The following is a 15,994-nucleotide window of genomic DNA, read 5'->3' as shown; positions in this document are numbered from 1 at the left end:
GGTAATGATTTGATCTTGAAAGGTATGTCAGAAATTATAGTCCAGTTTCTTCATCCCGAATTTTTTCCATTTTAACTTCCTTTTCAAAATGTTCAATTTCCCTTGTAACCCAAGATCGAATATTTTCAAAATCATGATCTTTTAGTTCCTTAAGAATGCGTATTCTCGATTTTAAATAGGGTATGCGAGAACCAGCGGTCATCATAGAATGTAAATTATTAGATAGAGTATTCAAAAAATCAGGATCCTCTCCAAAAGTATCTATAAGGTTTCTTGTCAATGAAAACCAGCCATTAGCGTCACCATATAATGGTAAATAGCGAATCATCCATTTTGCTGCTCGAGGATTGTCAAGGAGCCATATTTCGAGTTTTTTACGCTGTTTCTTATTCTTGAAAAAAGGATGGGAATTTTCAATTCCTGTCACCCAGTTCATGTCAAAAATCTCCGAAAAAAATAGAGCCTCCCCCTCTTTAATCAACAGATCCCCATATACAGGCCATGCAGCATCCCAGTTAGCTACTAAGGAACTATTGGCTACATTAGCGATATGATAACCGCTCTTTTGGGTTATTCCCCGATTTTTATAAGTCTCGGTGATATTGAGAGCCACAAAAGTTGCTGTAGTTCTATCCACCGTTAAAAGATATATCATTAATTCTTCCCACTCATAAAATTCTGTAAACTTCGAATTTAATACTAACTCAAGCAGGTTGGAGCGTCTGACAAAACCTTTTAAATATTCTACCAGTTCGGTTTCCTGCATTAATTCCTCCCTCTGATGATCCTTGATATACCAATAAACAATTTTAATAATTTGTGCTTTTGTGGACTCATCACGTTCCTCCATGTTTTGAAAGTATTCGACAAGTTCATCGAGGGGCAATTTAGCAAGCTCACGACGGGCAAATCGATACATCTCCGGATCTGCGCCTTCATCGATTAAATCTAAAAGTTTTTTGGCGTTGGTAAGTATCGGAGACATCGTTTGAAAAATCACAAAAGCGAAAGCTGATTTCTGATCAACAAATCGATTAAAAACCTTTTGTACCTCAGACTTTTGCAAGTTATTCAAATACCCCGTTAAAAAGGCTGTATTCCAAGAGGCCGTAATTTCCACATCCATCAGAAAATCCTGGATAGCGTCTAGCAATTTCTGGTCATATCCGTGAATATCTCCATAGGATTCTCCAAACTCTAACCCCTGATATTGGGTTCCTATCATTAAATTTTTCACATAGGGAACAAGCGAGATTCTATCTTCATGAATCTCCCTCGCTAAATTAATTGTTTTTATTTTATGCTCCACGTGATCCTCTCCTCGATTGTATACATAAGGATCGGAAACGATCTGCGCAATTTTTTCAGGAATACTTTGTGGGGCAAGCGAATCGATAAATTCTACAACCAATGCTTTTAACTTGTCTGAAGAATGCGGAGAATTTAGACTAATATTTAAAGAGCCTAAGACCTCTTTTTTCTCAATAGGGTTATTAACAATTTTTTTTAGGCAGGATCCTAACTGGGTAACATCATAACCTAACCGATCCAAGTCATTTAAACAACCGACAAGAGCTTTCTGGCTGATTTGTCGTAATTCTTGACTGGAAGAATCTAAAAAGCATTTTAAGATTTCCAACAACTCGTCAACATAGGTATACACTTCCGCCATAGTCTTTGGTTCATAATCCTTTAAAGGCGTTGCTCCCCCTTCATGCTCCGCTCCTATCATTCGATGGTATATGGTTTTATTGAGTACCGAAGCACATGTTTCTAGTGTTAATTTATCAAAGTCAAAATCTTTTTTATCTAAGGCCCATTTTAGTACTGGAATACGATCGACATAAGCTACTTCCGTTCCGGCCAACTGAAAGCTGAAAAGTTGTTTGAAATAACTCGTCGCATTGTTGCTATAGAAGAATTCATTCTCTGAAACCGCAAAAGACATCAATACTCTTGTAGCATCATAAAACACAGCCTTTCTGAAACAAAGTCTCTCCAGGGCCCAAATCAGGTTTTGACGACCTTCTTTCACCCCCTTTAGGTCATTCTTAGACTTATTCAGATAATGTTTAACCAGGGTCTCAGTAGTCGCTTCTGGGTTCACAATAACAACCGAGCGGAAAAGATGTGAACCCGTTCTAGAATTTAAAAGTTCCGCGGTTGAAAAATTTCCATCAAAACCCCATAATTGACCTACTAAAGTTTTGGCATGTTGTGCTCCTTTCAAATTTTGTAACTGCTCTGCGATTGGAACTTGATAGGATTTTGGGATAGAATTTATAAAATTTTCTCCTCCCGAAAGACTAGTTTCTTCCCAAAAAATAATCGCCAGTTTCAAAGCTAATGCATTGGGTCTGACCATAATTTTATTTCCTCTACGCTCAATATTCCCGCGTAATAAAAATTTTTTGATTGTTTTTTCAATATGTTCTCTGGATATTTTGAAGAAAGTTGATATAAATTCAACCCCTTCCAGTAACTGATCATACCGAGATCGATCTATCTCATATAATTCAATTCCTGGGTATTCAAACACTTTAAAAATGGCTAAAATTTTTAAAATCCTGAATTCCTCTTCAACTATATCATTGCGACCAAAAAGTAGTTTTTTGATCAAATCATTATCGACCATTTCATGAAGATTCTGATCCTTGATTGTAGCGTTGGCAAAATCAATGGCCATTTTCGTATTTCCCTCTGAGAAATCGATAAGATACCGAATAGCCGCATCGGTAAGTACGCCATGATATTTTTCTGTTAAGATCTGTTCGGTGATTGACTTATAAAATTCATCTTTTAATTCAAAAATGGCAACCGTATTAGAATATCGCGGAGCAAGTTGATCGAAATCCAAAGAAACTATCTTTAGTTGACTATTATAACGATCACATTCCGCCTGAAATTTAATATGCAAATCAGGAGGGCAATTATCAAGGACTAGAATAGCCTGAAGATCTTGAGCATGACTCCTCACATAATTTAAAACTTCATTGGCATTTTCGGAAATATTAAAATAGACCATTTGTTCGGAAATGGCTTTTCGAATTAAGTCAAAAGATTCATTTTTCAATTCACCTGGATTGAATACCTCATTGATCAATCGGGTTTTACCGATTCCTGATACTCCTTCAATACGCACATGCTGCCCTTCATATATTATTTTACGTACTTCCTTAATAATTTTATTAATGTCATCGTTGGATTTGAACTCCTCATGAGGATATGAATTTAATTCTTCATAAGTAAATAGACCTAAAGGCTTAGTTTGATGTGTACATCTTTGGACATAAGATACCGCTGTAATATATTGATTAGTCCAGTCTCGAATTAGATTGGCATCCATTATTTCCAGCTTTGCTTCCTCAGCATAATTACCAGCATTCTCCTCCGATAACCCTTCATTTAGTTTCCCCTGTTTGATCCCGTTTCGTAAAGCCGCTATTCTTGGGATGATGTCATTTGGGACTAGTAAATCATTAGTAAAGAGAAGATAAGTCCCTTTTTTATCTAAAATTTCGCGAACCCGGGGTTTAAGGACTTTCTTTTTGGTCAGAACTTCATCATGACATTTGCTAACCTGCATTTTTGCAGCCTTACTCTGAAATAAGGTGTCAGTGTTTTTAATCCACTGAGAGTTTTTTGAATCGCTTGTTTGCAATCGACCATCTTCACCACCGTCTGCTCTGTTGATATTCTCCGGAACGCTTATATAGACATTGGGGAAGTGATATCTTAGATGCTCATTGTATAATAATTTCAATAATAGATACGGCAATTGAGAGGAATCCAACTGGTTGATTTGATCGGCTGTGATGGTATTCATAGATGATATTCAGAATATAATTCTAAATTCCGAAGATATCAATTTATGAATGGGTAACAAGATTTATAAAAAATTGCGATTGGAATTAGTATTTTCTGAATTCCATTCACCTCTATTATCTTTGCAGAACAAAAATATCCAAATGTTTTATAAAAAACTTCTTTTTTTGGTATGGGTAAATAATTTTGTAAACCAATAACAGTTATAACAAATCAAAGAAGTACACCTATATTACACCTCAATATCAACTAAGCCTTGTTTTCATAAGGATATTACACATAGTATTACAATTTTGAAAATTCTCATTCCGTATATTCTTCTATCAACTAGGAAATTTTAAAATTAAAAATCCAAAACGCTATTTAATGCATTGTCCGTTTCCTGAGTCATAAAATTGAATTTATTGCCCTTAATCAGTCAAGGGTTAGTAGCAAATCGGATATTATTGAAGGAAGTTTGCAAGGCATAATCTTTCCAGTGTACTACACTTTCTGTATCCACACCCCACTCCTCCAATACCTGAGCAATGTCTATCAGTTGCTTATAGACATAGGGTTTATTACAATCCTCCAATTCATCCTTGGTATATCTATCCAAAACACTGCTAATCAAATGGTGATATGCTTTGAATTCTGTAGCCAGATCTTTATGGGTTATCCAATTGACTAAGTATTTTAAAGCTTCCTCTAAAGAAGGGGGTGCTTGAGTTAAGAGTTTATTTAAGGTTGTACCGACTTCAAAACTAACACTTCGAATAGATTTTTTCTCATAAAGTTCCGTGGATAATTCATTCAAGGCCCATATCACCTCAGAAGGATCCGTAGCTAAAATTCCCTCGACCAAGGAATTATACCCCCTGTGTTCGGTATGTAGAGCATGTATCTTTTTAAGTACTTCCTGGTAATCCGGTTCAGTACTTAAATGCTTTTCTTCTTTCTCAAGAAATAATAGCATTTCTTTAAGTATAAACTTGAAGTCATGGTCTCTTTTACTGAGCCAGTCTTCGATCTTGGTAAGTTCGGATTTTATCTTCTTGAAAATTTCCCTGGCTTCCTTTTTAGACCATTGGATATGGACCGATCTATAGAAATTTGAAAGGCGGGATATTTCAATAAAATTAATACCGGAAGAAAGCGACTTTTTATCTTTGAAACCTGCATTGAATAACTTATTATTATGAAGAATAGCATTTTTAATCTTTCCAAGAACCGACTGGTTTCCCTTGGAGAAAAAGATCAAAATTGACCATACCCTTTCATTCCTGATAGCTTCAAATTCAACAGATTTTATCATTTGAAAAATTTGATTTTTTTGAGCTTCGTTTAAAATGGAAGATAAATTACCTAACATGAATATATGATTCTCATCCTGGTCCATGACGCCTATAAGTGAATCTAATTCTCTTGTTAGCTCCGCAGTTTGTAAGTGAAATCCTCTGTTTTCAAGCAAAGGGTTATTTGCCAGATTATATAAAAATTCAACTGATATATTTGAGGTCGGAGTTTTTATAATGGAAATGATAATTCTGGTAATTATATCAGAGTTCTTTATATATGGGAGCCCAGCAGTCATAAATATCCTTTCGGCCTCCCAACGATCTCTATAGACCCTTTTTTGAAAATCGTCAAGCTTCCAAATTTTTTCAAAATCCAATTCCCATGTTTCTGGATCTGTAGCGATAAACAACTCCGAGGTAAAAAATAAAATTCCTTCTTTGAATCGATGAGGAGTCGCCTCCATTTGATAAGAGGAGAGTAACCTTTGGAGAATCTGATCCAAATCCAAATCAGATCCTTCTGTATATGCATAATCCTGCCCTAATCTTCTGAGAATTTTTTGTTCAGAAAATTGTAATGCAAAAAAGATGACCGGGTAAGGTAAATACTTATAAACTGCCCTAAATAGTGGATAGCATTGACCATGATTTTTTAGATTCATGTGGTCGACTGATACCGGTAACCCGTTTTCTAATAATAGCTGTATAAACTGTGCTCCTTTTTGAGCCGGCGTAAAGTCATTGGAAAACGTCATGCTTTGGGAAACATTAAAACGCCCTTCACCGTATCGTTTAAGATTTATTTTATTCTTATTGATACTTTCGGTCAGGTGATCAATATTATCAAAGATGGATCGTAAGCCAGCATTTTTATACCCCTGAATGGCTTCCATAAGTTCCTTCTCGCTGGTGTGGTATAAACTCCGATGAAGATAGCGGTACATTTCTAAAACAAATAACTCTTCTTGATTGGTGAGCTCGGAATGTTCCAATTCCTCCTTGACATACTCAAAGGCCCAACGCGTATCGAAAAGAGTAAGTAATCCGGTTTTTTTAAGCAGATAATTACCTTTCGGATTCCAAGCCTTTAAGGCTTTTTTTAAATGTTTGAAATCAAACTGAAAGGCTTTTAGAAGCAATGTTTCATATTTGATCTTATCATCTTTTCGTTTCGGTAGCCGGTGAAGTATTTTCTCAAATGGACAAGGCTCACATTTTAAGACTGCTTCTCGAAGTTTTAACTTTAAAAACTTATTACGGATAGCACTTGAGCTTCGCTCAAAAAATTCGGTAATCTTTTCTTCGCTTTTTTGCTCCCATACAAAGTCAGTAGCGCCCAAATAACAATCCTGTAATGCAATTAGTATCAGATTTAATACTGTTTCTTTATCCTTTTTTGTTGATGCTTTCTCCAGTAATGGTAAGGCATGAAACAGGAATCGTTGCTTATCGTGTGAGTAAACAAAATGTAAGGAAGGAAATAAGGAAAATGGCTCCACTGATACCATCCTTTTTAAACTATTTTGATATGTCTGGAAATTAATAGGATCACCTTTGGTGAAAAGAGGAAGCATTTCCCAGGCTCTTTTATATTTTGAGTACTGTAGGTGCTCAAAGGTTGCTTTTGCCACGTTTACCTGATGCTTGCCTCTCAAGTATTGAAAGAATAATTCAATGACATCCTTGATCTTCGTGCGAGACGTTACCGAACGTCCGGTTTTAGATTCCAAAAAATCAATGACCTTATCATCCATTAATCTGATGGGGAAAATACTGTGATTTTCATAAAAGAGGCTTTTTTCTTTCGGAATCGGGGAAGCCTGTACATCGATCAAATAGATTTGATAGTCATCATCCGTACTTTCTTTGCTGCGAAGTATCTCCCGGACCCATTTTATCCATTCCAGAAAATTGGTATCATCCCCGGAGAAACCGATGAGGCAATAAGATTCCTGCAAAAGAGAAATTCGCATTAACTGAGTAAATGCCTCATGTTTTACAGGATAGGTGTCGTAATCCTCCTGAGCAATCACATATTGCTTCTGGATATCATTATCGAAACCGTAGGTTTCATTCTTTCTTAGAGTTCCATGGAGTTTGATGATATTCTTATTTCGCTTAATGCTTAATTCGGAAGCTTTTGTCACGGTAGAAATACAAAGTTCCTGTGCCTTTTTTAATTGCAGCAACTCTGCTTCCTTATCCTTAATATTCTTTAGAACCCCTGTTAAACGGATTTCGGATTTCCTTATCTCCGAATCTTTATGGTCTAAATCGCCTTTTAATTCTTCCAGATTCTCTTCTATCGGCATCATCAGTTTAGGATCTTTTTCCAGCCTGGTTATTTTATTTGAAAGCGAATCTCTTTCTGCTTTCAATCTGCTTAAGTTACTTCGATGGGTAGCTTCCTCCTTCTCAAGGACATCAATCTCGTGTTGAATTTCAGAAATTTCATTATCGATACTGTTGGCAGTTAAGGAATCATTAGCCTCCTCTAATAACTTATCATAATTCGTTGTATAAATATTGTTCCAGGGAAGCTGTAACAACAACCTATGTTGAGACAACATCGTGGATTTCAGTACTATCTTATTGTTTTTTCCACCTAAAGAATTTACCAAAAAGGAATGCTTTCCTTCTCTGATGATGTTGGGTGTTTTTTCTTCGATATATGAGGTGATAGCTTCTCGGATGCCTTTTCTTTTAAGATATTCTGAGACAATATTTAAATAACCCGTCTTTGAAATATAGTAGGATATTTTCTGGTCAATGAATTTCTTTCTCTCGCCGGGTTTTTTCGTTTTGACCTTAAAATCCTTCCAGGATTCCTCAATATCCGATTCGAATAAAAAATATGTCATATCATACAGTAACTCCCACCAGGAAGGAAAAATATTACTTACATTCTTACTAAAACCAGCGCCCACTAACACAGACATTTTCTGATTTCGGAGCTTATCTTTTAAATGCTTTAATTGGGTGATTTCTTTGGAAGGCATGGAGTGGATTAGACTATTTTATGATTAATTCGGATTTACTCATAATGTAAATTAATTTTTACTAATTTATCATTTTGGAAATTTTTATTTTACGTTAATCTGCATTTGAAAGCATTCAGTAAGAGGCCCGTTGATTATTTCTGAAATAATATTTTTAACCAAAATCCCACCTGACCTATTCTATTTGCGAGGTATATCCTTCCGGTGATTGCTTTTAATAAAAAATTGACGACCTTTGCCTTACACTACTTAAAAAATAAACAACCCGATCTTTAAAATATTCTTTAAGTAGTGTAAGGGGGGAAAAGGCCTCCTTATCTTATCGCACTTATTTCCTCGCTTTTTTCTTATTTTAAACCACCGAGAATCACATTATACTGTGATTTTGAGGGTAATTTATACAATTTATCAGAAAAATACATCCTATTTCACACTAAAGTGTGTTTTTTAGTGTATTTTTGTTTACATTGTAATTTTCGACTTTTCATTCCACACTACAGTGTGGATTAAGGGGAATAAAAATAGCATACGAAATGTCAGCAGTAGAAAAAATCGGATTACTTATTCAGGAGCGACGTGATAATATGAAAATTACCCAGTTCCAGTTAGCAGAAATAGCGGATCTTGGAATTAATACCATATATAAAATTGAAACTGGTCAGGCCAACCCTACCCTAAAATCACTACAAAAAATCACCGATATTTTAGGTTTGGAAATTACTCTTCAGGTAAAAAATATATAAATCTTAAATGAGACAAGCAGCCATTTATTATAAAGGTGAGAAAGCGGGTATCCTGAAACAACATGATGATGGTAGTTTTACCTTCCGGTATCTGGAAATGTGGCTATCCGATCCCCAGAATCCTTCTATTAGTCTTACCCTGCCAAGGTCTCAGCCGGTGTATCATTCTAAATACCTGTTTCCTTTTTTTTATAATATGCTTCCGGAAGGAACTAACCGGCAAAAAGTATGTAAGGCCAAGCGTCTGGATACCGATGATTATTTTGGTATTCTCATGACTACCGCTCGCTATGATACCGTGGGAGCCATCACCGTCGAAAAAATAAAAGAATCTGTATGAAAATAGACCATTGCCCTGGAACCCTTGCCCCGAATTTTGACACCTATAGCAGAACGTGTTTAAAACGTGTTTTTGAAGGTCGTAAGGTGTCTCATGTTCTTCCCTATGATGCGCCCAACTCTAATCAACCCACAGATCAACTATTTGAAGACAATCAAAAGCGTATAGCCATATCCGGGGTACAGGAAAAATTTTCAGTGCTTTTAGAAAAAAATAAGCTGCGCCTGATTCAAGAAGGGGAACACGGTCAATATATTTTAAAACCTATTCCAAATTCCGGAAAAAAACGCGAGCAAATGCCCGCAAATGAGCACCTGACCATGCAAATTGCGCGCCAGGTATTTGATATTGAAACTGCTGAGAATGCACTAATCTTTTTTAAGAATGGTGCTCCAGCTTATATTACCAAACGTTTTGATGTAAAGAGCGATGGTATCAAAAAAGCTAAAGAAGATTTTGCGTCTCTTGCCGGAAAAACACCTCAGACGCAGGGTGAACATTATAAGTATGAGGGGAATTACCTAGAGCTATTTCAGCTGATTAAAAAATTTTTACCGGCTTATCGCGTGGAAACTCCCAAATTATTTAAACTCATGTTGTTCAACTATCTATTTTCCAACGGTGATGCACACCTGAAGAATTTTGCGATCCTGGAAACCCCCATGGGAGATCACCGCTTAAGTCCGGCATATGACCTGCTGAATACTCGTATTCATATTGAGGATAGTGATTTTGCATTAGACGGCGGTATACTACCAGCCCACCTGGTCCAAACCCATGTCGCCGGACAATTTAAAGTCCTGGCCGAACATGTAGGCCTCTCTTCGAAACAGCTTAATAGTATCATGGCTTCCTTGCTCAACGGTTCCGATCAGGTAGATACGCTAACTATGGCTTCCTTTTTAGACGAAAAAACAAAAAGGAACTATTTGCAGGCCTATCAAACCCGATTAAAAAAACTAACTAAAGAGGAATTATAATCTATAGTTTAAATTCTGGAAATAAAAGAACAGGTTGCTAAAGATTGAAGAAAGTAAAAATTAGTACTCTGACGGGCGGACTATTTTACATAAATAGTTTCCTAATCGGTTAATAACATGCATCCTGCCCTAACCTAATTCATATAGGACCCCTATATATCAACTCCTTCCTGGTTTGCGGGAGCGCTGCAATCGGGAACTTTTTCCTGAAACTAATGGTTTCCAATATAAAGGAATAGGTTATTAGTCCCTCCAAACTTTTCCTACTTTTAGGGAAAAAGAAAATCCTACTGATAAACAAGGCAGTAAATATTCAGATTCTGGATAGACCTTGGAAAAAAATATGGTAATGAAATAAAAATTCCCGATTTTGCTGGTTATTATTTTATATGAACACCTTTTCTAATTTAAGAGAACTTCTCAGGGCCCTCCAAATGGAGGAAAAGCTTTTGTCAGAAATGTTCGTCAAGAGAAAATCCCTGGCATACCGCTTTGATTATGCACTGGAGATGGTAGATTATAAGGAGGAAAAGATTCAGTTCCTTATAGACCATTCGGTTATTTATAAAAATGGAGATTACCTTGAACTTGATACACAGTACCTAGAGTTTTTTGAAAATGTACTGGGAGTAAATGAGGAAATCAATACTTCCTATATCAATGAAAACATTAGAAGTGTTCGTGAAAATATTGATTATTTCCTGAATGAGAAAAATGAGATAAGGAGATACAATTACCTCAGGTTTATAAAGAATACTTTCAAAAAGATCGCATTAAACACTCTGAAAAATGTGGTTGATCTGCGAAGAAATATTGATACTACTTTTAAAAACGAGCCCAATTACAAGAACAAGAAAGCAAAACTGGAAAACCTGGATCTTAAAAGAAGGGATATTCTAGACCTAATCCATCAAACCGAAAAGTTAATTTCAAGCGAAGAGAAAACATTCTTTAAAGCCGCATTGGATGAAGAACTTATTGGTATAATTATCCAGGTCAAACACGATCTTATTGAATGCTCCCACAATCTAATTGAAACGGAAAAACAGATCATCGAATTCCTGAACCAGATAAAATACCAAAGTGGAATTTTAGAAAAACTGCGGAAAGTAAAATATTTGAAAGATCAGTTTATTATTCAAGCTGGTACTGATATTATAAAAGTATTAAGTCAACATAATTTATTGGTCTTTGAAAAGCAACCAACCTACCCTGTAAAGCTTTCCCCCGATTTCCTGGCCACAGATGAAGCTTTTGAGACTATTAAAAGAATTAGCAGCCGAATCAAAACAAAAGCAGAAATAAAGATTCCAGTAGCTGAAAACATTTCTCGCGATCAACTGGATACCCAAATACAGGAGGAAGTTTTGATCAACCTGGAAGAGGTGAAAAACAATTTTATGGCTACCGGAAATAATCTCTTTAATTTTTTAATGAACTACGACTTTTTAAAAGAAGTTTCTTTTGCAGAGCGGGTGACCCTTTATTGCCAGTTGATATCACAGTATGAAGAACTATTTGAGATCACATCCAGCTATGAAACTTTTCAGGATATTGAATACACACTTGTTTACCCAAAATCGAATTAAATGCAGGAATTCCCTAAACATACGGCTGAGATCTTTGAAGTGCTGAGCAAAGGAAAATTTATTTGTTCTAACAGCTCCAAAGATCTTGATCGCAAATTATTTAATGTCTTGGAGGATGAAGATCATTTCGAGCTACTCGTCTCCTATTTCGAGAATATCAATTTTATTCTGGAAAAAGGGAATGGATACTTTTATTTCAGTAGAAATGAAACAAAAGTGAACTTGGAGCGTAAAATCGAGATCGCTTTTAAATGGATAGATATTTTGGATTTTTTTAAAACCTATGATCATTCTTTTGGCTCCGGATTTCGGTTTAACATTGCAGATATTACCGTGCGCCTGAATACCGATGTCGACCTTAAATCGAAACTGACTTCCTTGAAAAGGATCACAAAAAAAGCTAATCACACAGAAGCTGTTTCCAAACTCGTTGACTACTTATTAAAAGACAATTTTTTGGAATTGCAGGATGAGATTACTAACACCTTTAAAGTGCTATCCTCCTTTGAGTACCTGGAAGAATTAATTATGTCCTTACATATCCCTGAAGATATCGCCAATGAGATCCCTGAATAAAATTATCTTTATAAACAGTGCTGCGGCACAATATGCAGAAATTAGCCTAGATGGAAATGTCCATCTAATAGGTACGCAGGGCGTAGGAAAAAGTACTTTGTTAAGAGCTATCCTGTTCTTTTATAATGCCGATAAAACAAAGCTGGGTATTCCACGTGAAAAAAAGAACTTTGATCAATATTATTTTCCCTATCAAAATTCGTATATCATTTTTGAGGTAAAACGCGAGGATATCATCTATTCTGTTATAGCCTTTAAATCTCAGGGACGGGTGGCGTTTCGTTTCTTTGATGCCAGGTATGATAAGAAATACTTTATAGATGACACCGGAAAAGCTTTTCCCACTTTTGAACAGACAACGGCTTTTGGAAGGGAAGTCTATTATACAAAGATTATCAGCAATTACGAGGATTATCGCAATATTCTCTACGGAAACAACAAAGGTTTGGCAACTGAATTCAGAAAATATGCTCTTCTGGAAAGCAGGCAGTATCAGAATATTCCGCGAACCATTCAGAATGTATTTTTGAATTCTAAACTGGATGCCGCTTTTATCAAAGAAACCATTATAAAATCCCTAAGCGAGGAAGAGATAAAGATCGATCTAAGCACCTATGCCCACAACCACTTACGGAATTTTGAAACAGAGCTGAATGATATAAAGATCTGGTCCCAAAAAAACAAAGCCGGAAAGATTATCGTGCGTTCCCAGGCTGAAGCTGTGGCCGCCGCCAACCGTTCCTATTTATTTGTGGAACAGGAAAAGAAAAGTTCTTCCAGACAATTAGGCTGGTTCCTTAATAGTGTCAAATCCACCAGGCCTGAAATAGAAAAGGAACTGGAAAAAGCCACGGTGGCGGAAACAAAAGCCGGGGATCGTCTGAACGCTCTTAAAGCCAACTTTGAAAAAAACCAAAAACAACTGCAAACAAACATTGGAATTATCTCCAGTCAACTTAAAGAGCTGAAAGAGAAAAATAAGGTTTACGAAGCCAAAAATATTAGAACCATTTTATCCAGGGCTGAAAGAAAGTCGGGCCTAATTTTCAACAAACAAAACTTAGAGGAGGAACGAAAGCTGCTTACCGGGAAATTCGAGGCCATTGAACAACAATACCGGGCCATGCTGGATCAACTTGAAACGCAACTTGAAAAATTTAAAAATAAGATCACCGGGGAAAGACTAGAGCACCAGGAGAGCTTTGGCACTTATAAAGAAAACCTGCAGGAAAAATATGAGAACCTGATCGCACAGATAGAAAAACAGCACCGCGAGGCAATCAAACTTGCTGAAAATGAAATGCAGGATAAAGACTACTCCTTACAGGAATTAAAAATTAAAGAAGTAAAAATTAAACATACACCTCTTTTTAAGTCTGAAACAAAAGCCCTGGAAGAGGAGAAAAAAGATCTGGAACAACAAATAATTACTGCCAAAGCTACCATAGAAAATTCCGGAAAGGAAAAAGACCACCTGAAAAAAGAATGGGAACTGGAAAATGCAAAGGCAGAAAATGGTTCTAAGGCTATATTAGATGATCTGGAAAGATCACTTCAGGAAACCAATAAAAAAATAGAGACCGTTCAAAGAAAAATAGATGACAGCAAAGGCTCTTTTTATGAATGGCTCAACACGAACCTTCCAAACTGGCATAGCTCTATTGGAAAAGTGGTGGATGAAGATAACATACTCTTCAGCAAAGATCTAAGTCCCCAATTAAGCGAGGGAAATTCTGGTAGCTTTTATGGGGTGCAGCTTGATCTAAGCGCTATTGACAAACAGGTAAAAACTCTGGAAGAATATGAGGAGAAAATTCAGGAACTTTCAGAAGAAGCGGAAAAACTACAGTCAAGGAAAAAAGAAGCCGTAGAAAACCTGGAAAAAGTAAAGGAAAATTTAAAAAGAAAATTCCGTCCCAAGATCAATAGCCTGAAGGAACAGATTTCCTCTAATAGCTATCAAAAGGAGCAATTTTCACAGAAGCTTACTAAAAAAGAAAATTCACTTCATGAACTGAAGCAAAAAGCAGCTGCAGAAAAAACAAAGGCCCTGGAAAAACTTCAGGAGGACCGGAAAAATTTAGCCGCGGAAAAACAGGACGCGAAAGATGCTTTGGACAAATTACTAGCAAGGCTAAAGAGAGAAATTTCAGCTAAAATCAAAGAAAAGAAAGACCTGCTGCTTCAGGAGAAAGCAAATTTAAAATACCTTCTTCAGCAATTGAATGAACAGGTAAAAGAAAGAGAAAAGGAAATTGCCTCACGAACAAAAGAGATAAAAGCGCAGGAGAAATCTGAACTCGATAAACAAGGAGCAGATACCGGGCGGATCGAAGAAATTGACAAAAATCTGGAGGAAATAGACCTGGAGTTGGATCTTATTGAATCCAATAATACGCTGGTTATTGAATATCACAAGGACAAGCGGGAATTATTTGATAAAGAACCCGACCTCAGGAACCGCCGATCATTATTAAATAAAGAACTGGAAGGAACAGAAGCAGAATACAGGAGTAAGGAACACCACCTTCTCGAAGATCTTAAAAATAAGACAGAAAAGGTAAAAGAACTGAAAAATCAATTGGGACAGATCCTGCAGGACCTGGAGAAGTATGAGGATTTCAGGAAGCTGCAATGGTTTCCCGAAGTTGAGAGGCTTTTAAATCAGTTTAATGAAAAGGACAAAACAGCCCTTAGCGGAAGCAAAATGATTGAAAACATAACAGAAAAACACTATTCCGGCATTGAAAAACTAAGGACCCTGCAGGAAGCAATTACCAGGTTTGCGGGAAATTTTGCCGAAGATAACATATTCAATTTCCCAACCCGCTTCAACAGCACCAATAATTACCTGAATTTTGCCGAAGACCTAAAGGAATTCTTAGAGGAAGATAAAATTGCAGAATATGAAGTACGGGTGAATGAACGTTTTTCACACATTATAAGGCAAATTGGAAAAGAGACCGGGGAAATGCTTTCTAAAGAAGGAGAGATTAACCGGGTAATCCAAAAGATCAATTCAGATTTTGAAAACAGAAACTTTGTAGGGGCTATAAAAAGTATGGCGATGAGAACCGTGGAAAGTTCCAATAAGATCATGAAGATCCTGCTTGAAATAAAAGCCTTCAATGATGAAAACGGAATGCAATTGGGTGAAACCAATCTTTTTTCTTCAGATGATCAGAACTCCAGTAATGCCCGGGCGGTAAAGCTGCTTAAGCAATTACTCACAGAGATCAACCTTTTTAAAGCGGATGAACTGAAACTTTCTGATTCTTTTGGGCTGGAATTCAGGATCGTTGAAAATGACAATGATTCCCAATGGGTGGAAAAGCTTTCCAACGTAGGGTCTGAAGGAACCGATGTGCTGGTGAAAGCAATGATCAATATTATGCTGCTGAATGTGTTTAAGGACAATGCTTCAAAAAAGTTTAAGGATTTCAAGCTTCACTGCATGATGGATGAGATTGGCAGGCTTCACCCCAACAATGTAAAAGGTATTCTGAAATTTGCCAATGACCGGAATATCCTGTTGATCAACGGTTCTCCCACCAGTTACAACGCAACGGAATACCGCTACACCTACATCCTGTCCAAAAACAGCAAAAATTTCACCACGGTAAAACGACTGGTACAAAAGGTACCGGCAGCGAAAAGCCTGTAGT

8 protein-coding genes are annotated in these 15,994 nt (G+C 36.6%); 6 read left to right on the top strand and 2 right to left on the bottom strand.

The window, feature by feature from the left end:
* Nucleotides 1-34: 34 nt before the first annotated feature.
* Together T8I65_RS06410 and T8I65_RS06405 are read right to left on the bottom strand one after the other, a co-directional pair.
* A complete protein-coding gene (locus tag T8I65_RS06410) occupies nucleotides 35-3,826 on the bottom strand; it encodes a hypothetical protein (protein ID WP_322302573.1) in 3,792 nt (1,263 codons plus the stop codon).
* 417 nt (nucleotides 3,827-4,243) lie between these two features.
* Complete coding sequence (locus T8I65_RS06405; protein WP_322302572.1) at nucleotides 4,244-8,101, bottom strand: SIR2 family protein; 3,858 nt, start codon at nucleotides 8,099-8,101, stop codon at nucleotides 4,244-4,246.
* 533 nt (nucleotides 8,102-8,634) lie between these two features.
* Between T8I65_RS06405 and T8I65_RS06400 the strand changes: the two genes are divergently transcribed.
* From T8I65_RS06400 to T8I65_RS06375, 6 genes are all read left to right on the top strand, one after another.
* Complete coding sequence (locus T8I65_RS06400; protein ID WP_322302571.1) at nucleotides 8,635-8,844, top strand: helix-turn-helix domain-containing protein; 210 nt, start codon at nucleotides 8,635-8,637, stop codon at nucleotides 8,842-8,844.
* 7 nt (nucleotides 8,845-8,851) lie between these two features.
* Complete coding sequence (locus tag T8I65_RS06395) at nucleotides 8,852-9,184, top strand: HipA N-terminal domain-containing protein (protein ID WP_322302570.1); 333 nt, start codon at nucleotides 8,852-8,854, stop codon at nucleotides 9,182-9,184.
* Nucleotides 9,181-10,164: a HipA domain-containing protein gene (locus T8I65_RS06390; protein WP_322302569.1), complete on the top strand. Its 984-nt coding sequence runs from the start codon at nucleotides 9,181-9,183 to the stop codon at nucleotides 10,162-10,164. Before T8I65_RS06395 ends, T8I65_RS06390 begins: the two co-directional genes overlap by 4 nt.
* Nucleotides 10,165-10,598: 434 nt before the next feature.
* Nucleotides 10,599-11,753: a hypothetical protein gene (locus tag T8I65_RS06385; protein WP_322302568.1), complete on the top strand. Its 1,155-nt coding sequence runs from the start codon at nucleotides 10,599-10,601 to the stop codon at nucleotides 11,751-11,753.
* Nucleotides 11,754-12,329, top strand: a complete 576-nt coding sequence (locus T8I65_RS06380) for a condensin complex protein MksE (protein ID WP_322302567.1) — start codon at nucleotides 11,754-11,756, stop codon at nucleotides 12,327-12,329.
* The gene (locus tag T8I65_RS06375; protein ID WP_322302566.1) at nucleotides 12,313-15,993 is read left to right on the top strand and encodes an ATP-binding protein; all 3,681 of its coding nucleotides are present in this window, start codon (nucleotides 12,313-12,315) and stop codon (nucleotides 15,991-15,993) included. Before T8I65_RS06380 ends, T8I65_RS06375 begins: the two co-directional genes overlap by 17 nt.
* Nucleotide 15,994 lies beyond the last annotated feature (1 nt).

Origin of the sequence: Christiangramia sp. OXR-203 (assembly GCF_034372165.1) — a bacterium.
Classification (GTDB): domain Bacteria; phylum Bacteroidota; class Bacteroidia; order Flavobacteriales; family Flavobacteriaceae; genus Christiangramia.
The sequence above is the reverse complement of the archived record's forward strand: the minus strand, read 5'-3'. Positions and strand labels throughout refer to the sequence as shown.